This window comes from Pseudovibrio sp. W64 (assembly GCF_001623145.1).
Lineage (GTDB): Bacteria > Pseudomonadota > Alphaproteobacteria > Rhizobiales > Stappiaceae > Pseudovibrio.
In genome coordinates, this window is record NZ_LMCI01000047.1 from 251,955 (window position 1) to 273,340 (window position 21,386).

Annotated in this window: 14 protein-coding genes and 1 pseudogene; 9 read left to right on the forward strand and 6 right to left on the reverse strand. The window is 50.9% G+C overall.

Going from position 1 to position 21,386, the window contains the following annotated elements; all coding sequences use genetic code 11:
- Positions 1-40: 40 nt before the first annotated feature.
- Genes PsW64_RS26890 through PsW64_RS26910 form a run of 5 tightly spaced genes read left to right on the forward strand, consistent with a single transcriptional unit; the run spans position 41 to position 5,055 of the window.
- Entirely contained in the window at positions 41-1,081 is a 1,041-nt protein-coding gene (locus PsW64_RS26890; protein WP_063305600.1) for an iron-siderophore ABC transporter substrate-binding protein, read from the forward strand.
- Complete coding sequence (locus PsW64_RS26895) at positions 1,081-2,130, forward strand: FecCD family ABC transporter permease (protein ID WP_063301196.1); 1,050 nt, start codon at positions 1,081-1,083, stop codon at positions 2,128-2,130. Before PsW64_RS26890 ends, PsW64_RS26895 begins: the two co-directional genes overlap by 1 nt.
- Positions 2,127-3,167, forward strand: a complete 1,041-nt coding sequence (locus tag PsW64_RS26900; protein ID WP_063305601.1) for a FecCD family ABC transporter permease — start codon at positions 2,127-2,129, stop codon at positions 3,165-3,167. The genes PsW64_RS26895 and PsW64_RS26900 overlap by 4 nt, the downstream gene beginning before the upstream one ends.
- Positions 3,167-3,958, forward strand: coding sequence for an ABC transporter ATP-binding protein (locus tag PsW64_RS26905; protein WP_063295268.1), 792 nt, complete (start codon positions 3,167-3,169; stop codon positions 3,956-3,958). The genes PsW64_RS26900 and PsW64_RS26905 overlap by 1 nt, the downstream gene beginning before the upstream one ends.
- A gap of 38 nt (positions 3,959-3,996) precedes the next feature.
- On the forward strand, positions 3,997-5,055 hold the full coding sequence (locus tag PsW64_RS26910; protein ID WP_063305602.1) for a siderophore-interacting protein: 1,059 nt from the start codon (positions 3,997-3,999) through the stop codon (positions 5,053-5,055).
- A 6-nt stretch (positions 5,056-5,061) separates the two neighbouring features.
- Here PsW64_RS26910 and feoB read toward each other — a convergent pair whose 3' ends face one another.
- Together feoB and PsW64_RS26920 are read right to left on the reverse strand one after the other, a co-directional pair.
- On the reverse strand, positions 5,062-6,885 hold the full coding sequence (gene feoB, locus PsW64_RS26915) for a ferrous iron transport protein B (RefSeq protein ID WP_057462828.1): 1,824 nt from the start codon (positions 6,883-6,885) through the stop codon (positions 5,062-5,064).
- The gene (locus tag PsW64_RS26920; protein WP_063305603.1) at positions 6,869-7,198 is read right to left on the reverse strand and encodes a FeoA family protein; all 330 of its coding nucleotides are present in this window, start codon (positions 7,196-7,198) and stop codon (positions 6,869-6,871) included. Before PsW64_RS26920 ends, feoB begins: the two co-directional genes overlap by 17 nt.
- Positions 7,199-7,417: 219 nt before the next feature.
- On the opposite strand from PsW64_RS26920, the gene PsW64_RS26925 reads away from it, so the two are divergent.
- The gene (locus PsW64_RS26925; protein WP_063305604.1) at positions 7,418-8,746 is read left to right on the forward strand and encodes an MFS transporter; all 1,329 of its coding nucleotides are present in this window, start codon (positions 7,418-7,420) and stop codon (positions 8,744-8,746) included.
- A gap of 8 nt (positions 8,747-8,754) precedes the next feature.
- Positions 8,755-10,959, forward strand: coding sequence for a TonB-dependent receptor (locus tag PsW64_RS26930; protein ID WP_208981051.1), 2,205 nt, complete (start codon positions 8,755-8,757; stop codon positions 10,957-10,959).
- Positions 10,960-11,077: 118 nt separating this feature from the next.
- Here the strand turns inward: PsW64_RS26930 and PsW64_RS26935 are convergent, their stop codons facing one another.
- From PsW64_RS26935 to PsW64_RS26945, 3 genes are all read right to left on the reverse strand, one after another.
- Positions 11,078-12,523, reverse strand: a complete 1,446-nt coding sequence (locus tag PsW64_RS26935; RefSeq protein ID WP_063291400.1) for a carbon starvation CstA family protein — start codon at positions 12,521-12,523, stop codon at positions 11,078-11,080.
- A gap of 183 nt (positions 12,524-12,706) precedes the next feature.
- Positions 12,707-13,417 carry a two-component system response regulator BtsR gene (gene btsR / locus PsW64_RS26940; protein ID WP_063305605.1) on the reverse strand — a complete coding sequence of 237 codons (711 nt, stop codon included), beginning with the start codon at positions 13,415-13,417 and terminating at the stop codon, positions 12,707-12,709.
- Positions 13,414-15,096 (reverse strand): sensor histidine kinase, encoded by a 1,683-nt coding sequence (locus PsW64_RS26945; protein ID WP_063305606.1) that lies wholly within the window; start codon positions 15,094-15,096, stop codon positions 13,414-13,416. The genes btsR and PsW64_RS26945 overlap by 4 nt, the downstream gene beginning before the upstream one ends.
- 1,089 nt (positions 15,097-16,185) lie before the next feature.
- On the opposite strand from PsW64_RS26945, the gene PsW64_RS26955 reads away from it, so the two are divergent.
- Positions 16,186-19,527, forward strand: a complete 3,342-nt coding sequence (locus PsW64_RS26955; protein WP_063305608.1) for a M10 family metallopeptidase C-terminal domain-containing protein — start codon at positions 16,186-16,188, stop codon at positions 19,525-19,527.
- A gap of 89 nt (positions 19,528-19,616) precedes the next feature.
- Entirely contained in the window at positions 19,617-20,024 is a 408-nt protein-coding gene (locus tag PsW64_RS26960) for a hypothetical protein (RefSeq protein ID WP_063305609.1), read from the forward strand.
- A 145-nt stretch (positions 20,025-20,169) separates the two neighbouring features.
- On the opposite strand, the pseudogene PsW64_RS26965 reads toward PsW64_RS26960, so the two are convergent.
- A pseudogene (locus PsW64_RS26965) lies at positions 20,170-21,386 on the reverse strand (IS3 family transposase); the annotation flags it as partial.

Below are 21,386 nucleotides of genomic sequence, written 5' to 3' on the forward strand. Positions count from 1 at the left end.
CACGGGCTTTTCAGTCCGTGGCTGGTTTTGTGAGAGCGACATGCAAACCATCCACGCATGCATCAAAAAAATGAAGCTGCTGTTGTACTGCACTGTGCAGTTCCTTGCTGTGACTTTGCTGGGCCTTCAGCAGACGACAGCAGCTGAATTTCCAGTGGTGTTTGAGCATCAGTACGGGACAACGACGGTCACTGCAGAGCCCAAGCGGATCGTTTCTGTCAGCTTCATTGGGCATGACTTCCTTCTGGCGTTGGGAGTGAAGCCGGTAGCCCTTCGGCGTTGGTATGGCAGCTACCCGAGTGGTGTCTGGCCTTGGGCGCAACCTGCTCTGGGGGATGCCAAGCCGACAGTCATGTGGGGTGAGATTAATGTGGAGCAGATCGCTGCTCTGAAACCTGATCTGATCTTGGGTTTGTGGTCTGGAATGACCCGTTCTCAGTACAAGATACTCTCGCAGATTGCGCCCGTTCTCGTGCCTGAAGAGCGCTTCGGGGATTACGGAACGCCGTGGCAGCAGATGACACGCACAATAGCGAAGGCTGTTGGGCGTACTGCAAAAGGTGAGCAAGTGGTGCAGGATCTGGAAGCTCGCTTTTCTGCTATTAAGGCACGCAATTCGACATGGCTCGGCAAATCTGCCGTGGTTGTGTGGCCGGGAGATATCGGGGCCTATCCTTCGTCAGATTTGCGTGGGCGTTTCCTGAGCGATCTTGGGTTTATTGTCTCTCAAAAAGTGGAAGCGCTTGTTCGCAGCGATCTTTTTTATGTGCGTGTCTCGCCAGAGGACTTGGATCCGATTGATACGGATGTGCTGATCTGGCTCGACTTTGGCTCAGGTGCCTCCCAAATCAACACTTTGCGGCTCCGACCAACAATGCGCGTCTACAATGAAGGCCGTGAGGTGGTGGCAACGCCTATGATCGCAGCTGCCCTCTCACATTCCTCACCACTCAGCCTGAGCTTTGCTTTAGATCAGCTGGAACCGCTGATCGCAGCAGCGATTGATGGTGACCCGGCAACACCTGTTGCGACTTCAGTTGAGGCAGGCATCACCCGTGCACAGCAAATGGAGGGGCAGTGATGTTTGCTGAAACCGCTCAACGAGTTGGGACTGGTGATAGTCTTGCTCACTCCGGTCAGTCTCGAGGTGGCTGGTCACTTGCGTTTGTAGCCATTTTGATTGCTTTGTCTGTGGTGTCGCTTGGTGCAGGTGTGCGGGCAGTTCCACTCTCGGCAATCAGTGATGCTTTGCTGGCAACTGATCTGAGTAATCCGGATCATATTGTGATTTTGGAAATGCGTGTGCCACGGCTTATTGGTGCGCTTTTGATCGGTGCATCTCTGGCAATGGCTGGTGCGATCATGCAGATCGTAACCCGCAATCCGTTGGCTGATCCGGGATTGTTTGGAGTGAATGCCGGTGCCTCTATGGCCGTTGTGCTCTCCATTTGGGGAGCAGGCATTTCTGCTGCCGGGATGTTCATCTGGCCAGCAATGGCGGGTGCGTTTGTGGTGAGCATTGCGGTGTATGGGCTTGCTAATCTGGGGCAGGGCGGAGCCAGCCCCTTGCGCATGGCTTTGGCGGGTGCGGCTGTCAGCTCATTCCTTTTGGCATTGGTGCGTGGTGTACTGCTGGTCAGTCAGCAAACGTTGGAAACCTATCGCTTCTGGGTGGTTGGCTCATTGCAAGGCGTCAAGCCGGAGATCTTGTTCCAACTTTGGCCGTTCTTTGCAGCTGGCTTTCTTGCCTGCGTTCTCCTCGGGCGCTGGCTGAATGCACTTTCGCTTGGTGAGGATTTAGCGAAGTCACTTGGCACTAAGATGGGTCTTGTGAAGGCGTTGAGTTTGTTTGCTGTGGTCTGTCTCTCAGGCGGTTCTGTCGCTTTGGCAGGACCTGTTGCATTTGTGGGACTTGTTGTGCCGCATGTGGCACGACGCTTCAGTGGAGCGGACAGCGCTTGGTTGTTGCTGTTCTCAGCTCTGCTGGGCGCGTTGTTTGTGCTGTCCGGAGACATTCTTGGCCGAATAGTGCTTGAAGGTCGTGAGCTGCAAATTGGCGTCACAGTGGCATTAGTAGGTGGTCCGTTCTTCGTCTATCTCCTCAGAAAAACAAGGATGATGTCTCCATGAAGTTACTCGGTCATCATCTCGTCGTGCCGTTACCCGGCGGTGCATTGCTCATGCGTAAGCGCAGTGCTGTGGTGGGTGCAGTCTTGCTGGTACTCAGCTTAATTGCACTGTTTGCTGCGCATTGGCTTGGAGCTTATCCAATCTCAGCAGACCGTATCGTTCCGCTGTTCTTCAGCGGGGAAGGCGGTGTGGACCAACTCATCCTTCTGGATGTGCGGATGCCGCGTATTCTCGTCGGAGTGTTTGTGGGCGGTCTTATGGGCATGTCCGGCGCAATCTTTCAGGCACTTATGCGTAATCCGCTGGCGTCGCCAGATGTGCTTGGGTTCAATGCAGGCGCTGCGTTTGGCGCATTGTTGACGATCTTCCTGTTTGGATCTGCGGCCTACGTGTTTTGGGGGGCAGTGGCTGGTGGAGTGTTGACGGCGCTTCTTGTTGTCGCACTGTCCTGGCACCGCGGGCTGGATCTGTTCCGGTTGATCATGGTTGGCATTGGCATTGGGTTCACTCTACTGGCCTGTGCTGATTTTCTCATGTCTCAGCTTGATATTCAGCGCGCATCTGACATGGCAAAATGGCTCGTCGGTAGTCTTGGGCAGGTGCAATGCGAAGACATAACACCGGTTGCCATCGCATTTGTTGTTCTGGGCGCACTGGGTGTTGTGCTGCAGTACTTTTTGGACAGGCTCGCCTTCGATGAGGACCTAGCAGCGGGCTTGGGCCTCAAAGTGAATGGCCTGCGGTTGCTTCTGGTTGCTGTTGCTGTGGTCATGACAGCAACAGCTGTTGCGGTTGCTGGCCCAATCCCTTTTGTGGCCTTTGTCTCTGGCCCAATAGCTCGCCAGCTTTCCAGAACTCCATCGTCAGCGCTTATCCTTGCGGCTGGGATTGGTATTCTCGTCACGTTGCTATCTGACACCGCTGCACGCACATTGGTTGCAGCTTTTCAAATGCCGACGGGTGTTTTTACAGCTCTTATCGGTGCTCCCTATCTTATTTGGTTGCTTGCCCGGCAGGCAAAACGGAACCTCATCTAATGCTTGAGCCTCAAGAAAACACGCCGCTGGAAGCCAGGGATCTAGGGCTCTCGTTTGGATCGCATGTTGTCCTTAAGGACTTTAACCTGGCAATTCCGAAAGGGCAGATTTCGGTTGTGATTGGCCCGAATGCCTGCGGAAAATCGACACTCCTGCGGTCATTGGCTCGATTGGAAAAGCCGAGTGCGGGTACTGTGTTGCTGGATGGTAAATCCATCCATAAGCAGCCCACCCGAGGGGTTGCCAAGCGCCTCGGTATTTTGCCCCAGATGCCTGTTGCACCCGAAGGCATCACGGTTGGTGATCTTGTAAGTCGCGGTCGTACGCCTCACCAGTCCGTCTGGCAGCAATGGTCGCGGCAGGATGAAGTGGCCATTCAAAATGCGATGGACATGACAAAAATTACTGAGCTGCGTGACAAAGCTTTCAGTTCGCTGTCTGGCGGTCAGCGGCAACGTGTCTGGATTGCAATGGCGCTGGCACAGGAGACTGATCTGTTGTTGCTGGATGAACCAACGACTTTTCTTGACCTTGCACACCAGATTGAACTGCTTGAGTTGTTGAAGCGATGCAATGAAGAACAGCAAATGACAATCGTCGCTGTGTTGCACGATATCAACCTCGCAGCACGCTATGCTCATCATCTTGTGGTGATGAAGAACGGGCAAATCGAAGCGCAGGGCAGTGCTGACAAGGTCGTCACACAAGACATCATGAAATCAACCTTTGGTCTGGAGTGCTATGTGATGCCTGATCCGGTGAAGGGAACCCCGCTGATTGTTCCAGCTTGATGCCAACAATATTTTGATAAAACAAGACGAGCACTTTGATGACAACCACTGCAACAGAACTTCATAAGATCGAAAGCCTCATTCCCGGTATCGAGTTTGCCAAAGCCATTGTGCTTTTTGCTGCCGAAGCAAAACTCCATAATCTGACGCTGGAAGAAATTACCAGTACCCACTACCGCGTGAATTCTCCAGTCGGAATGGTTGAGTTTCTGAAGGCGGATGCAGAGGCAAAGCTGGTGATCTCAGCACCATCTCAAGAGGCACTGCATCTTGTCAAAGAGAGTGTCGAGCATCTTATTGGCCACATTGACATAAACATTCCACCTCAAATGATCTGGGCTGGGGACTTCACAGCGGGTGTTCACCCTCCCAATTTTCTTGAAGTTCAGGTCGTTAAAACAGCTGCTTTCAGCTCCAATTTTATCCGGGTAACGGTCTCAGCAGAGGGCATTCAGCGCTTCTTTGAAGGTGGCTTGCATTTTCGTCTGTTGTTCTCAAAAAACCTGGGTTTTGAAGCCAGATGGCCCTATTGGGATGACAAAGGCCGCACGGTCTGGCCTGAGGGTGATTATGAATTGATGCGCCCTGTCTACACTGTTCGCCAGTTCGATAAGTCAGCACAGACTATCGACTTTGATGTTTTCCTGCATGAAGGCGGGCCGACAGCGGAGTGGGCAGCTCGCGTTAACGAAGGGGACAAGGTTGGTCTGCTTGGCCCTGGTGGCGGGTGGATTCCGGAGGCCAAGTATCTGTTGCTGGCTGGAGATGAAACAGCCATTCCAGCCATCTCACGCATTCTCGAAAGTTCTCCTGCAGGTACGAAAGGTGCGGTGATCATCAGTGTTTCAAAAAAAGGTATGGAAGCACCAATCCCGTTATCTGAGACAATGAGCCTTGAATGGATTTATCGGGATGCTCATGGTCATGACGGATTATTTGATGCTGCAAAACGAGTGGAAATTCCTGAGGTTCAGGAGGCATTCTTCTGGTTTGCTGCGGAAAAGAAAACTGCCAAGAAAGCGCGCAAGTATTTCCGTAATGAAGTTGGTTTCAAAGCCGATAATTGCTACATCGCGGGGTTTTGGGAGGAGGAATAAGCTCTCCTAAAACCCAAAGAGCTTTGCGCCTTGGTAAAACAGGAATGACACCAGCCAGGCATAGCTTAGAGACAAGATCAGCGAGAAACTGGTGAACTGCCATGACTTTCCTTCTGAATGCACCGTCGCAATGGTTGTTAGACAAGGCGTGTAAAGCAGGCAGAACAAGCAGAAACTATAGGCTTCCAGCGGTGTGACACTCACCGAAATGGCTTGAGAAACACCACTGGCAGATAGTGCGTAGATTGTAGACAAAGATCCGATGACGATCTCTTTGGCGATGAAACCGAAGATCAGTGCCAGAGTAAGATACGGATTGATGCCGATTGGCTCCATGATCGGCTGAAGCAAAACGCCCAGTTGGCCGCCATAGGTATTCAATCCTTCTGCGCCAACTGGCAGGTTCGTCAACAACCAAACCAGAATGCAGCCGATGATAATAAACCGTGAAGCTCTTCTGATGAACTCACGCACCTCACCCCAACCTCTGAGTAAAACTTGTTTGACTGTCGGAATCCGATAGGGGGGTATCTCCAACAAGAAGGGTTCCTGGCTCTTGAACTGCTTGGAAAAGCTAAAGATGGCGGCCGTTGAAAATGCGGCGAGGAAGCTGATCACGTAAAAGGAAAATAACACTAGTGCACCTTTGGAACTGGGAAAGGTGGCACTGATAATAAAAACGAACACAGCAAGGCGCGCAGAGCAGAGTGAAAATGGAATAACCAGCATAGCCAGCAGGCGCAAGGAGCGGGTACGCATGACCCGCGTGCCCATTAATGCGGGTACATTGCAACCGAACCCCATCATTTGCATCGCAAAAGCGCGGCCATCCAGCCCAACGCGGCGCATCAGAGCATCCATCAAAAAGGCAGCACGCGCCAGATACCCGCTATCTTCAACAGCGGCCATGCAAAAGAAAAAGAGCACAAGAAGCGGCACAAATGATGCGACCGTCGACAGACCAAGCCATATGCCATTGATCAAGAAGCTATTGAGCCAGACAGGCGCCCAGGCCAAACCCGGCTCCAGCAGTATCGTTTGTACCCAGTCAGCACCTCGGCTCACAAGATCCTGAGAGGGAAGGCCAATCTCCCAGATCACGGAGAAGATAACCAGCATGCTGAGAAAGAACATGGGCAGGCCCAGCAGCGGATGCAAAAACAGCTGATCCAGCTTTTCCGTCAGTGTTTTCGGCCAGATTTTGGGAAGAGTCACGCAACCTTTCAAAGCATCATCGAGCGTTTCCTCAGTCATCAGTGTTTTGAACAGCGAGTCATAGTCCGCCAGAACTGGCTTGCTGGCAAAGTCAGAGCTTAAACTGTCTGAGACTTGTTTCATGGCATCGTCAAAGCCAGTGCCGTATTTGGCGCTAATCAAAGCCACCGGCATCTTGAGAGAATTCTGCAACTGCTCAAGATCAAACGTGATGCCGAGCTTATGAGCTTCATCACACATGTTGAGCATGACAACAGCAGGCAGTCCCAGCGCCTTCACCTGCAAAGGCATCAGGATCTGTCGTTCAATCTGCGCTGCATTGATAACGATGATAACCAGATCAATCGGAAATTTTGTCAAAAACCGGTTCACGACGGCTTCGTCTTCAGATCCGCCTTCCAGATTATAAATACCCGGCAGGTCAACATATTCCACGTTTCGCCCTGCTAAAGGCACGCGCGCGCGCATCACATTAACGGTGATGCCTGGCCAGTTGCCAACAGAGGCGCGGGCATTGGTGATGCGATTAAACAGCATGGATTTGCCCGTGTTTGGCTGACCGATAAGTGCAATACGTGGGGTACTCTGGGCACCTGCCTCAGGCCGAGGGTTCATCGCCTTTGATCTCCTCCACAACAACGCAACGTGCCTCAGAACGTCGGATCGCAACCTGTGTTACCTGATTGACACGAAGCAACATGGGGCCACCCAACCAAGCCAGCCGTATAACGCTGACTTCCTTTCCAATGTTGATCCCCAGTGCGTTCAGGCGAACGACCAGAGCGCGTCCATCAGATGTTTCCTCACTCTTGATCTCTTGCACAATGGCTCTTTCGCCTTTGAGAAGGTGATCGAGACTGCGGGTTTTCGGTGCACTGCTCATAGTCTGTTCTTGGGGCGTTGGGATGAAGTTGAGGTTTAAACTCATAAATACACAAGCTCCTCTCAGCAAACTGGTTAGAAGCGTGTTGCCGCTGGCTTGAAAACTTAGCTAAAGCAGAAATTATTGTAGTTTCCCCGTAAGATCTAATTGCGAATAACTTGCAAGTAGTGATTGAAAATATGAATGTAATTCTCTAGTTAAAAATCATTAGTTGGTTAGCCAGAACGACTCGTTCGAGCCAGGCCGTTGAGTGCTAGGTAGAAAATGGCTAACGACAGCAGTGCCCATATTGCAGGGCAGGCGCGCGCAACTTCACACAACGAGCAAGGTGATCGTACAGCCCGTTCAGTCATTATCGTGCTGGCGGGGCTTTATGTAGCTCAGGCTATTCCGGTTTATCTTGTCGCTGCGGCCATGCCGGCGATCTTCCGCGTACAAGGCATCAGTCTTGTCAGCATTGGCTCTATGGCACTTTTGATGCTGCCCTGGGTTATCAAATTCCTCTGGGCGCCAATTGTTGACCGTTATTCCTTCGCTGCCTTTGGAAGACGCCGAAGCTGGATCATCCCGATGCAGCTTATCTCCGTGGGCATCATTACTTACCTTTCAACACTCAATGTCGCCGAGCAACTGCACATCCTGTTTCCATTGCTGATGGTTCTGGCGCTGTCCTCCTCTACACAGGACATTGCGACAGATGGCTTTGCCGTTGAACACCTCGCCCCGAAAGACCAGCCCCTTGGCAATGCAGTCCAGGGAGGCAGTGTTGCCGCAGGCGTACTGATCGGTGGTTCTCTGTCTCTGTTCCTGCATGATCTGTGGGGATGGAGTTTTGCCCTTAAAACAGCTGCTGGCCTGTCATTTCTCACTTTGCTGCCACTGCTTTTCTTCAAGGAAAACCCACGGAAAGACAAAGGTGTCGATGGAGAAAGTAAACCACGGCCATCGATCATCGGATTTGTGAAACGCAACAACACGTTGATGTTGCTGTTCTTTGCACTGCTGTTCCGCCTGCCTGAGGGGCTCGTCAAAGGCGTTGAGCAAGCATTTCTGGTGGACTACGGCTTTTCTCTTTCTCAGATCGGATTGGTTAGCGGAGGTGCAGCCGCTTGCGTTGGCTTGGGCGGTTCAGCGATTGCTGTGGTGCTGATCAAACGAGCTGGCCTGATGCAGTTCCTCTGGCTTATTGGCACTTTGAGGACCTTGTGTTTCCTCGGCTATGCATCTGTAGCTTTGCTGGACTATCGCGGAGTTGCAGTGCTCGTTGGCCTTTCTGCCGCCAACACCTTCATCCGCTACATGGAAATTGTCGGTCTTTACAGCGCATTCATGCGCGTCAGTTCGCTCAAGCAAGCTGGTACCGACTTCACCATTCTCAGCTGCGCAAATCTATTCGTCTACATGTTGGGTAGCGTAGCTGCTGGCTTTATCGCGCAGCATTCCGGCTACGGCATCCTCTTCTCGCTCGCGACGGTCTGTTCAGTCGCAGGTATTTTGGCGAGCATGCACTTCTTCAAAAAAGCATCCATCGGCAAGGGGCAACAAACTACCGAAGGTGCAGATTTTTCAACAACATCACCGATAAAAACTTAGGGGGCAATATGAAACGCGTCGCTATGGGGAACAAAGGTTCCCTCGCGCGAGTGCTACTGTGCACTGTCGCGCCTTTCGCAATGTTTCAAACAACATCCATCGCAACCGCACAGGATGCCATCGAAGACGACACGGACCTAACCGTCGTCGTAACCGCCAGCCGCACCGAGGAATCCATCTCCTCCATCCCGGGCACGGTGCAGGTGATTGGTGCTGATGAGTTGAAAAGCGCGGTAAATGCCTCTGGCGATATTACTTCTGCGTTGGAACGCCTTGTTCCTGGCTTCTCACTTGATAATGAGACATTGTCTGGCGGGGGCCAGAATTTCCGTGGTCGATCCGTACAGATTCTGGTGAATGGCGCTCCACGCACAACTGCGCTGCGCAAATTGAGCCGTGCACTCAGCCTGATTGATCCCAATAGCATCGAGCGAATTGAAGTGATCAATGGCGCAAGTGCTGTTTACGGTGATGGTGCGACAGGTGGCGTGATCAACATCATCACAAAGACCGCAGAAAAAGAAGGCTGGTCAGGTGAGGTTAGCACAACGATCTCAGCATCGGAGCGTGATGTCAAAGATAGCCTGAATGTGCTGACCAGTGTGAGCGCAGCATTCCGTCAAGAAAATACTCATGTTCAAGTAAATGGTCAGTTCAAGAACACTGGTGACATGTTTGACGGCTCTGGATCGCAGATTTCTGAGGACCCAATTACGGGTCAAGGGGGAGGTTCAGGCATCGAGCAGTACAACCTTTCTGGCCAAGTGGGCTATGAAGGCGATGCATTTGACGTGACGCTTTACGCGAACCTCGTGAAGTTGGAACAGGACATCAAGTTCCAAACCGATTACACGACTGATCCAGTTTCCTTGGATCCAAGTAAACCATACTTGGGTCTTCCTCCACTTGAAGATAGCAAGAATATAAATGCTACTTTCAACTTCTACGAGATTGGAGGGCTCTTCGATGCAAAGGTTGAGTTATATTACAACGATGCTGAAAAGCGTGCTGCATATGTGCCGCTGAGCGCTGCAAATCCAGTCGCATATCTACCGGATGTAAACGAATCTCAAACTGTTTTGTTTGCTAAGCAAGCTGGCGTGCGTACAACGTTTGATGCTGACTTAAGCTCTGTTTATGAAGGCCTGGCTGTCACCTGGGGGAGTGACTATAGCTATAACGACATTACTCAGACTGTGCCGGATGGACGCGATATCATCTCCCCGATGAAACAACACGGTTTCGCGCAATTCGCTCAGGTGAAAGCACCAATCGGTGAGATGTTTGAGGTTCGTGGGGGTGTTCGTCATGAACGTTTCTTCCTGAGTATGGACAGTTTCGTTCGTCCGAACGCTTTGGTTCCGAACCCGTACTACAGTCCTAATAACGGTCAGCCGACTACATTAACGATTGGCAAACACACGTTTACTGCTGCTGATAAAGACTACAGTGCAACGATTTTCAATTTGGGTGGTGTTGTTCACCTGACTGATGAACTTGATGTTTTTGCTGGTTTTTCGCAAGGGTTCTCTGTACCGGATGTGGGCTCATTCACACGCCGTGCTATGCCTGCAAATCCGTTTGCAGACGGAGTTGTTGATGTGTCTGATGTAGCACCTGAAGCCGTCGTGGTGGATAACTATGAGCTCGGTGCTAGGTACAATACCAACAGTATCTCATTTGCAGCTTCTGCTTTCTATTCAACCTCAGACAAAGGGGTGAACTTTGATGACGCGACACAGACAGTCACACAGGCGGAAGAGCGTATCTGGGGAGCAGAACTTAACATTCGCGGCCAATTGAGTGAAGCCTGGGCCGCTGGAGCTGTGCTGGCCTATAAAGAAGGTGTTTGGGATGAGAACAAAGACGGTGATATAGATGAAGATCTTCCAAATAACCGTATCGGCTCACCGTTCAAAGCTACTTTGTTCTCTGATTACAATTTCGGAAATGGCTTGAGTGTTCAAGGTGAAGCAGTGTTCGGTTCAGGCCGAAATGGCAAAGAAGGAGCTAAGGGGGAGCTGAAGAAGCTAAAGCCAACCTTCACCATGAATGCAAGTGCTGGTTACAACTCTGACTATGGTGACTTCCGCTTCGGTGTCTCAAACATCTTCGACACCAAACAGCAAAATACCACTGCAACAGCCTTACGCGATCGCGAAGTCCTGGCCGAAGGCCGCCGGGTTTTCCTGCAGTACACCAAGACGTTCTAAGACTTGTGAATTTGAGACAGGGCTTTGCCTTGCTTGCAGGTCCGTCTGATAGACACAAAAAAAACAGCGCAAGGACTTCAGTCCTGCGCTGTTTTTGCTTTAGCGAGTAGAGGGAGGGTTACTCGCCGGGTTCGAGTACGTCTTCGTGGTCAACGACTTTCCCTTTCACTTTCATCCAGACTGCTGAGGCAATCAGCAGGGCTGCGAGGATGCCGCCGATGGTGGAGACTGTCATTGGCAGACCGAACCCAAGTTTGGTGGAGTTCAGCAGGAAGGTTACAACAACGGTGGTCATGAAGGTTGCCGGAATGGTGCAGATCCAGTGCAGCTTGTTATGACGCAGCAGATAGGCAGCAGCAGTCCACAACATCAGTGCGGCAGTCGCTTGATTGGCAACGCCGAAGTAACGCCAGATCACGCCGAAATCCACCTGAGTCAGGAGTGCACCGCCAACGAACAGTGGGATCGCCAGCAACAAACGTTTTGGCATCTGGTTCTGTGGCATGTTGAAGAACTCAGCCAGGATCAGACGTGCTGAACGGAAAGCGGTGTCACCAGAGGTGATCGGCAGGACGATAACACCGAGTACTGCGAGGAAGCCACCAAACGTGCCCAGAAGACCGTTGGATGCTTCGTAAACAAGGTTCGCAGGATTGCCGCCCATGCCTTCAGAAAGGCCTTCAACGCCGCCGAAGAAGGACAGAGCAATCGCACACCAGATAATCGCGATCACGCCTTCACCAATCATAGCACCATAAAAGACGAAGCGACCATTTTGCTCATTCTCCATGCAGCGTGCCATCAGTGGAGACTGAGTGGCATGGAAGCCGGAGATCGCACCACAAGCGATGGTGATGAACAGAGCAGGCCAAAGTGGCATGTCATTCGGGTTCAGGTTCTGGAAGAAATCACCAGCTTCAACACCTGGCAACATGGAATGTTCGCTGGACAGCAGTAAAGCGACGGTCAAACCCACAGACATAAACACCAGCAGAGCGCCGAAGAAGGGGTAGAAGCGTCCGATGATCTTGTCGACAGGAACGATGGTTGCGATCAGGTAGTATGCGAAGATGCAAACTAGGAAGATTGTAACATCAACACCGGTCAGGCGGCCGAGCAGGCTTGCTGGAGCAGACACAAACACCACGCCTACAAGCAGAAGCAAAACAATTGCAAAGATGTTCATGAAGTGCTTTGCGCCGCTGCCGAGGTACTTGCCAGCAAGGTTCGGGACGGATTGCCCTTTGTTGCGGACGGACAGCATGCCAGAGAAGTAATCATGCACTGCACCTGCAAAGATGCAGCCAAAAACGATCCAGAGCATCGCTGCCGGACCATACAGGGCGCCAAGGATCGGGCCAAAGATTGGTCCAACGCCTGCAATGTTCAGCAATTGAACCAGATAGACCTTTTTGGTGGACATCGGCACATAATCGACACCGTCAGTATGTGCGTGGGCAGGTGTCTGGCGTGCGGGCTTAATCCCGAAAACCTTCTCGACAAACATGCCATAGATAAAATAGCCGCCGAACAGCAGGCCAATACTCAAGAGAAACCAGGACATCTTTCTTCCTCCACAAATCTCTGGGAGCGATTAGACTGGTTTCAAGGGCAGGTTGCTGAGGTTTCAGCTAAGCGGCAGTTGAGGCGGGGTGAGCGGCAATTAAAACAAATAAGCGGTTAACTGAGACGCGGCAGTTTCACTTAAATGTGAAGCAGCCTTATAAGGCTAAGTGTATATACGCACTTATGAATATCCAAAATGCTGCTTCAGGCTTTTTAGATATCGACGTGAAACTGGGATCTTGGTTCCGCTGTGTGTCACCACTTCCGCTCCCGTTTCCTGCAACACAATCTCCGAAATCGCATCTGGTGAGACAAGGTACTGGCGGTGACAGCGGGCCAATGCGGTTCTTTGTTCCAGCACTTTAAGGGTAAGGTGTGTGTGCACATAAGACTCTGCTGTCGCCACATGGATTCCAGACAGGTCGCTAAATACATATTCAACGGCAGTCACCGGAACAACCTTCAGCTTGTTTCCAAGATAGCAGGGGAGGTACTGAAGTTCCTGAGGAGTGATTTCTTCCATCAGTTGCGGACGCAGATCAGACCGAACACGGCCAAGCGTCTTGGCGAGCCGGTCTTCTTCAATTGGTTTGAGCAGATAATCAAAAGCATGATGCTCAAAAGCCTTGATGGCATACTCGTCGTAGGCGGTAGAGAACACGATGCGCGGCATGGTTTCCGGGTCCAGCATGCCAATCATTTCCATGCCAGAGATCTGCGGCATCTGAATGTCGAGAAACACCAGTTGTGGCTTGTGTTTGTTTATAAACCCAAGGGCATCAATAGCATTACTGCATTCGCCGAGTACCTCAATGCCATCGGCCCCAGCGAGCAAGTCTTTCAGCTCCTCACGAGCGTATGGCTCATCATCGACAATCAGACAACTAATCATTGAGCTGCCTCCAACATAGGAGCGGGGAGTAGAATTGAAACGCGGGTGAAGGTGTCTTCTTCCCATTCAATATGCAGGCCATACTCCTCACCCCATTGTTTTTTCAAGCGTTTGTCGACCAGTGAAACACCAAGTCCTTCGCGAGTTTGCGGTGGCACATATAGTCCGGCATCATCTTCCACCCGAAGTTCCACCTGCTCATTGCTCAGGGCCCCGCTAATTCGAACACATCCACCGTCAATGCTTTGCGAAATACCATGCTTGATGGCGTTTTCAATGAGTGGCTGCAATGTAAACGCTGGAATTTTCAGGGACAGCAGTTCAACCGGGACATCCAACTCAACATCCAGTTTGTCCGGGAACCGAGCTTTCTCAATCGCCAGATACGCATCCACGTGGTCAAGTTCTTCACCAAGCGTGACGAGGCCTGAGGTGCGCTTCAGGTTAATGCGCAAAAACTTGGAAAGTTGCAGCAGCAATTCACGTGCTTTCTCCGGGTCCCGCTTTGTGATGATTGCGATTGTATTGAGCGTATTGAACAAGAAGTGCGGGTTCACCTGCGCTTGCAGCAGTTTCAACTCAGCCCGTGTTAAAAGGCTCTGCTTTTCTTCCAGCTCACCATAAAGGATCTGGTTGGAAAGAAGCTTTGCAATGCCCTCACCAAGTGTTCGGTTGATATTCAGGAACAGCTTGTTCTTCTGCTCGTAGAGCTTGATTGTACCAATTACTTCGGAGTCGCTGTGCAGAGGAATAACAAGGCAGGACCCCAACTTGCAGGCAGATGACAGAGAACAGCCATAGGGCTCTTCAACACCATCTGCATACATAACCTTGTTTTGCTCAACGGCATCAAGAGTCAGCTGAGAGGAGATCTCTGTTCCCGGTTTGTGATGATCCGATCCCATACCAATAAATGCGAGCAGTTTGGTGCGGTCCGTAATTGCAACAGCCCCTACATTCGTCTCGTCTTTCACAATCTGGGCAACTTTGCCGCCAGAGACTTCATTCAGCCCCTTGGCCAAAACCCCAACACAGCGCTCGGCAATCTTTAATGCCTGACTGGAAAAAGCTGATGACAGTTTATCAAACATCGTCTTTTGATCGCGAACAATGCTCATAAAAAACGCTGCGCCAAGTGAATTGACGAACAGCATCGGAGGCGCAATTTGCTGCACCAACGCAAGAGCCTGATCAAATGGCCGGGCCACAATCAGGATGATGAGCATCTGCACAACTTCCGCCACAAAGGTGAGGCCAAACACAAACATCGGGCGAAACAGCAACGCACGCTTGTTATGCGTGCGTAAATAAAATGCTGTCATTCCGGCCAGTAGGCCTTCTGAGGTGGTTGAGATCGCACAGGCCAGATCAGTGAACCCACCAAAACCGTAGCGGTGCAATCCGCCCGTCAATCCAATCAGAAAACCTGTGACCGGACCACCCAAAAGACCACCCAAGACCGCACCCATAGCACGCGTATTGGCAATAGCCCCATCGACCTGCTCACCAAACGTCGTAGCAATCACACAAAAGCCAGAGAATACCAGATAGATAAGTACCTTGTGCGGTAGGCGAGGGGCGTCTTCCGTAAAGATCTTAAACAGCGGCGTTTTGCTGACCATATAAACGATCACCAAATACACACACATTTGCTGCAGCAGATGAAGAATGAGGGCCATTTGTTGGCTTTACTATTGTTTCTTGAATTAGCCCCAAAAGTGTACCGCCTCACAACAGATTTTCAATCCACCAAGCAGACCACGCACACCAAATTAAAATACCTCTAAGATTTTGATATATTTGAGTTATTACGCCTGCCTAACTAAATGCGCGCAATTGTCGCGAAGCGTAAAGAACTAAATATATAGGAGACGTCGCTAGTTCTTGGCAGTGAGGATAGCTCTCTTGCTGGCATAATTGATCTGTGGAGCGAGAATGAAGTGTGAGGATCACGTAAGGTCGTTAAGTTCCCAAAAGTGAAATTTCCTCAAGAACGTCGATCAACCGCAAGCTGGTTATAATGATAAATCTTCACAACCTCAGATAGGTTATGAATAAACGCAATCGCACGAAATAGCGATAAAGTAATTTGTCGTATTATTGATTAAATATTTTATCATTACGTTTGGTAACTTAAAAATTATCATCTTTAACAGCGTTGACTTTAAACCTCATTTAAAAAAGAATTCTAGCACTGCATGCAGTGTGCTTAGGTTAAATCTACACAAGGCATTGAAGAACCAAAAGAATTCTGATGTGCTTGCTCTGGAGGGGACGGCACTTCACCTGAACTTGGGGCTGTCGAAATGTTTGATTACTATGAGGAATCTCTTGCCGAATGTATCGATAAGCGCACTCGTTCTTCGCGAGCCACAACTAGTACCATCGCCAGCCGGTTTCTGGGAGGAACCGACAGCCCAGAAAACCTATGGGAACCTCTTAGAGGCAGCATTTACGAAGCCAGTATTGCTCTTGCTCGCAGATTGAAGCCTACGCTTTTACTCAGTCCAGGTTCATCAAATTCGGGCAGTCTGATTAGCTCTTATCGGGCTCATTCTGAGGTATTCACTGCTGCAAGATCTAGGGCAACCTTTAAGCAAAGAATGCCTCAGACCGCAGCTTTCATAGCCTCTTAGCCAATCAACTCCTTCAGTCATTCTTCAATGCCATTGAATGCATTCGTGCATGCGATGCCAGGCTTTAATTGGCCGCACCATAAAACCAAGCAGCATTAAACACCCAAACTTTGTATAACGGGAGAGACAAAGATGCCAAATTCAAACCAACCCAACGATCAGTGGTGGGTTAATGACCAAACGCCGGATAATCCGTTTGGTAAAAGTGAAGATTACGAAGCTTACATCGATTACGTCAGTGCATTGCCTCGCAGCCTGACACCTGAGATTGCAGCGCAGCCGCTGGTGATTAATGTCAGCGGATTGAATGACTACCCGGAATACAAAGCAGCAGCTATTGGCGCTTTGGAGGTGTGGTCTGCTGTTACTCCTCTCCAGTTTGAAATTGTAGATGATGTGCCATTCGACTCTGAAACACAGTGGATGGAGGTCGTTAGTCCTGCGATAGGTGAGCAAAGCGACGGTAGTGCTTTCTCAAGCAACCGCTATGTCAGTATCGGTCAGAAGTTCCACGATACAGAGCCAAACAAAACAGACATCGGCGGTTATGTTTTTGACAGCTTCATCCATGAGTTCGGTCATGAATTTGGCCTGAATCACCCGGGTCTTTATAACTACAGCGGCCCTGGAGGCGTTCAGATCAACTATCTGAACAACGCGACCTGGATTTATGATCGTCAGCAATACAGTGTGATGTCTTATTTTGATGGCATTGACGTTGGAGAAACAACGCGCTGGTCAGCTTCCACGCCACTGATGGCAGATATTGAAGCTACAATCCGCCGCTTTTTCTCCGAGGTCGACGAGGATGGTGCACGGACTTACCAGAAGATCGATCTCAACACAGGTGACAACACGTACGGCTTCAACAGTACAGAGTATGGCTATGAGCTAACATCCTCTGGCATGCAGCACGATATCGGATTTACTATCCACGATACCGGTGGTGTTGATACCATTGACTTCTCCGGATCAACGGCAGGCACGATCCTTGACCTGCGTGCTGGTCAGTTCTCCAGCGTTAATGGGCACAGCAACAATGTGTCTATCTTTGCTGGCCACAATGCAGACCAGACCGAATACTACATCGAGAATGGTATCGGTAGTGAATACGATGACATCTTGATCGGTAACGATGGCGACAACGTTCTGGATGGTCGCGGCGGTGCTGACAAAATGGCTGGCGGCAAAGGTGACGATGTCTACTTCGTCGATTCCGCTGATGATATCGTACGCGAGGAAGCCGACGGCGGAAACGATACGATCATTGTGCTGAACAGCGATCTGGACCTGGGTGAAATCGAGAACGTCGAAAACATCATCTACGTGGGTGGCACTCCGACCCAGCCAGTCGATACCGGTAACGACGACACCTTAAGCGATTCCGGCGATTCTCTGACCAGCCTCATCTTTGGTGATGAAGACAACAACACCCTTGAAGGTGGAGCTGGTGGCGACACGATCTTTGGTCTGGATGGTGATGACCTCATCATTGGTGGTCGTGACACATTGGCGAGCCGTGATATCAACAACACCATTGCATTCGAAGATCTTGAAGATCAGACCGAAAGCGATGACGGAAATGACGTGCTTTATGGTGGTCGCGGCAACGATACCATCTTTGGTGGTGCTGGTGACGACATCCTTGATGGCGGTGACGGCGACGACACACTGATGGGTCAGGATGGTGTTGACATCTTCCGCGGTGGTGACGGCGTTGACACAGTCGACTACAGCCATGAGAGCCCGTTCCAGCTGCTTGTCAACCTTGAAACCAATGTTGCCAGCGGTGGTACTGCATCAGGTGACACGTTCTATAGCATTGAAAACCTGATCGGCTCTGATGACCGTATTGACCGCTTCATTGGTACAGACGACAACAACCATTTCTGGGGTCGTGGTGGCGGCGACGTCTTCAACGGCGGCGGCGGAGATGACATCCTCGACGGCGGCAACGACGGTGACCTGCTGTATGGTGATGAAGGCAATGATACGCTCATCGGCGGATCTGGTCAGGATTATCTTGACGGTGGCGAAGGCATCGACACAGTCGTTTACTCTGGAAGTTCTGAGGGCGTAACGGTTGACCTTGCTAACGGCACAGCACGCGGTGGCGACGCAGATGGTCCAGTCCAGATTGTAGGACGAGGCACAGTCATCAGGCATGATATCATCGTTGACGTTGAAAACGTTGTTGGCTCTTTCTTCGATGATCACCTCATTGGCAATGACCAGACAAACGAACTCTCTGGCGGTTCAGGTAACGACATTCTGACCGGTGGCGAAGGTGCTGACATCCTGAACGGTGGTCGCGGCAGTGATACTGCGGACTATTCCGACGCAACCAGCGGTGTCAATCTCAACCTGGGACGCGGCAAGTCAGAAGGTGACACTTACATCTCGATCGAGAACCTCTCAGGTTCTGGACATAATGATCGCATGAAGGGTGATAACGCTGCTAACACCTTGACTGGTCAGGGTGGCAACGATGTTCTTCGTGGTGGCAAAGGCGATGATGTCCTCTTCGGTGACTTCGCTGATCAAGGTGAACCTATCCCACGCCCAGGCATGGGTACGGGGTACGCGACGCTTGGTTCGGATGCGACGAACAACTCAATCGCGACTGCATTCGATATCTCCAATAACTTCTCTCTGACAGAAGATCCTGACATCTTCGATTCAACAACTGTTCTTCATACAACAGTTAATGCGACCGGAAATGGTCAGGGTGGATACTATGGTATCGAGCTTGCTGCAGGTACGACTATTACCGTCGACATCGACGGTATTGCAGATCCAAACGTCCATGACAGCTGGGTCAGACTGCTCGATGCTGATGGAAATATTGTCACCCAGAACGATGATGGTGGCGGAGATCCCGGCTCTACAAGCAACCGTGATTCAAGCATAGTCTTCGTTGTTGAAGAAACCGGTACCTACTACATTCTGGAGGGTGCATGGTCACCGGACGTTCCAGGTGATGGTTGGTCAGAAGCAGTGCCAGAGGGTTCAACATACAAACTCAACGTATCAGTTGAATTCCCACCTGAGCCAATTCAGCCGGGTGAAGCTGGTAATGATAAGCTCTACGGCGGAAAAGGTAGTGACTTCCTTGACGGCGGCCTAGGTGCTGACATTCTGGTTGGTGGTGCTGGTGAAGACTCTTTCCGCTTCTCAACAGAGCTTGGCAACGACAATGTCGACAAGATCAAAGACTTCAGTGTTGGTGAGGATCTGATCCTTCTCGACAATGGTATCTTTGCTGAACTGGGCGGCACTGGCGCTCTTGATCTGACTGCATTCCACATGAGTGCTGCAGGTGTTAGCCAGGATGCTGCTGACCGCATCATCTACGATACCGACAGCGGTGCTCTGTTGTATGATGCAGATGGTTCAGGAGACATTGGTGCAATTCAGTTTGCACAGCTGAAGACTGGTCTGTCACTTTCTGCAGATGACTTCGTTATTGTCTGATAACTTACCGGAGGGGGGCTCTCTTGCTCCCCTCCTGCTATCTTTATGCACCTAAACTGTTCTGATGACGCAATCCGATGGGGAAAAGAATGAAGCCTCTGATCAATCGTAGTGCAGCTTTGTTGGCAGCCGGTCTACTGGCCGCTGGAACCGATGCGTTCTCTAAGGCCACCGAAGCACAAGCATCAGACATTCGCGGCACCCTTACGTTCGCAGGTGATACAGAAATTCCCAAGGGCCAAATCAAAATCTACATTGAAGACACTGCCATTAAAGACAGTACACGAGAACTCACCACCCAGATCCATCTCAATAGCTCAGGCAAATCAATAGCCATCGACTTTTCCGTCGCTCGCCCCTCAAACGTTCAGGCGTCACCAACGCTCCGGATCATAGCCCAACTACAACGCCCCGACGGCTGGCTCCTCGCCCAAGGCAGCATTAAACTTAAAAGCAACAAGCCATTGGCTATCTTGCTTTATAGGACGATGTATTGATGAGTTGCTGATGTGCTTACACTTGGTGTTTGTTTCACATGGACAGGTAGGTTGATTTAAGTGAAAGGTGTGACCGTCGTCGAATGAAGTTAGACAGAATTAGCTTCTGAGTAGCAGAGTGTTTGGCCCGGTTTGCGTTTTGATTTTAAGCGGCTTGCGCGTGGTAGCACAAGCGACGGTTTTGAAGAGTTTTCCGTTTAATCATCTGCTTGTGCTCCAGGACCTGCTTATGGCGTCCCCAATAGGCACCAGCCGGGGTTACGTTCCCAAGGCTCTCGTAATAGCGGTGGTGATTATAAGTAATCGACGAACCTTTCAATCTGGGCTTCCAGATCCCCTGGCATGTAGTAGTTCTCGAGCAGGATGCGGTTCTTCATGGTTTGATGCCAGCGTTCGATCTTGCCTTGGGTTTGCGGATGAGAAGGAGCACCCCTGACATGCTTCAGATCTTTTTCCTCCAGCCATTCGGCCAGATCTGAGGACAGATAGGATGAGCCATTATCACACAGCAGGCGCGGTCGATGAAGCACCTTTGGTTGCTCGCTGCCTGAGGCATCGAGCGCCAACTGAAGAGTGTCGGTGACGTCCTTGGCTTTCATTGTGGTGCACAGCTTCCAGGAAATGATGTAGCGGGAATAATCATCAAGCACGGTGGACAGATAAAACCACCCCCAGCCTATGACCTTGAAATAGGTGAAGTCGGTTTGCCACTGCTGATTTGGAGCCGTGGTTTTGTCCCTGAACTCATCAGCGGCCTTGATGACCACATAGGCTGGTGAGGTAATAAGATCCTGCGCTTTCAATAACCGATAGACGGAAGCCTCTGAAACAAAATAGCCTTTAGTGTCTGTGAAGCGGACCGCGAGCTCTCGTGGTGACAAATCTGGCTCGTCTAGCGCCATCTCGATAATCTGCGCTCTGATCTCATCGGGAATACGGTTCCAGACCTTGGCGGGACGTGAAACTCTGTCCTCCAACGCTTCAACGCCGCCTTCCAGATAGCGATCATACCAAACATAGAACGTTGAGCGTGGAATACCCAGCAGCTCCAACATGCGCTTGATTGGCTGATGTGATCCTTCAACCAACCGGATGATCTCTAACTTTTCGTGGGCGGGATATCTCATTCGTCGTCTCCCCCATCCTCGAGCATGCTTTTTTGAAGAAGCCGCAGCTACAGAGCTTGTTCGGCGACCACCTCCTTGAGATCGCGTGCTTCTTTGCGCAGCACCTTGACCTCACCGCGCAGTCCAGCCAGCACGATACGGATCTTGTCTTCAGTGGAATAGCGCTTTCGGGTCGTGCGCGGGATGTCTTTAACCGCCTTCTCAGCTGCAGCGCTGGCGGTCCTTGTGTATTGCC

What these genes read in the sequence shown, in the direction of transcription:
- PsW64_RS26960 (WP_063305609.1), top strand. Translation starts at nt 19,617, where the DNA reads ATGAAGCCTCTGATCAATCGTAGTGCAGCTTTGTTGGCAGCCGGTCTA.
- btsR (WP_063305605.1), bottom strand. Translation starts at nt 13,417, where the DNA reads ATGATTAGTTGTCTGATTGTCGATGATGAGCCATACGCTCGTGAGGAG.
- PsW64_RS26955 (WP_063305608.1), top strand. Translation starts at nt 16,186, where the DNA reads ATGCCAAATTCAAACCAACCCAACGATCAGTGGTGGGTTAATGACCAA.
- PsW64_RS26895 (WP_063301196.1), top strand. Translation starts at nt 1,081, where the DNA reads ATGTTTGCTGAAACCGCTCAACGAGTTGGGACTGGTGATAGTCTTGCT.
- PsW64_RS26905 (WP_063295268.1), top strand. Translation starts at nt 3,167, where the DNA reads ATGCTTGAGCCTCAAGAAAACACGCCGCTGGAAGCCAGGGATCTAGGG.
- PsW64_RS26920 (WP_063305603.1), bottom strand. Translation starts at nt 7,198, where the DNA reads ATGAGTTTAAACCTCAACTTCATCCCAACGCCCCAAGAACAGACTATG.
- PsW64_RS26910 (WP_063305602.1), top strand. Translation starts at nt 3,997, where the DNA reads ATGACAACCACTGCAACAGAACTTCATAAGATCGAAAGCCTCATTCCC.
- PsW64_RS26900 (WP_063305601.1), top strand. Translation starts at nt 2,127, where the DNA reads ATGAAGTTACTCGGTCATCATCTCGTCGTGCCGTTACCCGGCGGTGCA.
- PsW64_RS26935 (WP_063291400.1), bottom strand. Translation starts at nt 12,523, where the DNA reads ATGTCCTGGTTTCTCTTGAGTATTGGCCTGCTGTTCGGCGGCTATTTT.
- PsW64_RS26930 (WP_208981051.1), top strand. Translation starts at nt 8,755, where the DNA reads ATGAAACGCGTCGCTATGGGGAACAAAGGTTCCCTCGCGCGAGTGCTA.
- PsW64_RS26890 (WP_063305600.1), top strand. Translation starts at nt 41, where the DNA reads ATGCAAACCATCCACGCATGCATCAAAAAAATGAAGCTGCTGTTGTAC.
- PsW64_RS26945 (WP_063305606.1), bottom strand. Translation starts at nt 15,096, where the DNA reads ATGGCCCTCATTCTTCATCTGCTGCAGCAAATGTGTGTGTATTTGGTG.
- PsW64_RS26925 (WP_063305604.1), top strand. Translation starts at nt 7,418, where the DNA reads ATGGCTAACGACAGCAGTGCCCATATTGCAGGGCAGGCGCGCGCAACT.
- feoB (WP_057462828.1), bottom strand. Translation starts at nt 6,885, where the DNA reads ATGAACCCTCGGCCTGAGGCAGGTGCCCAGAGTACCCCACGTATTGCA.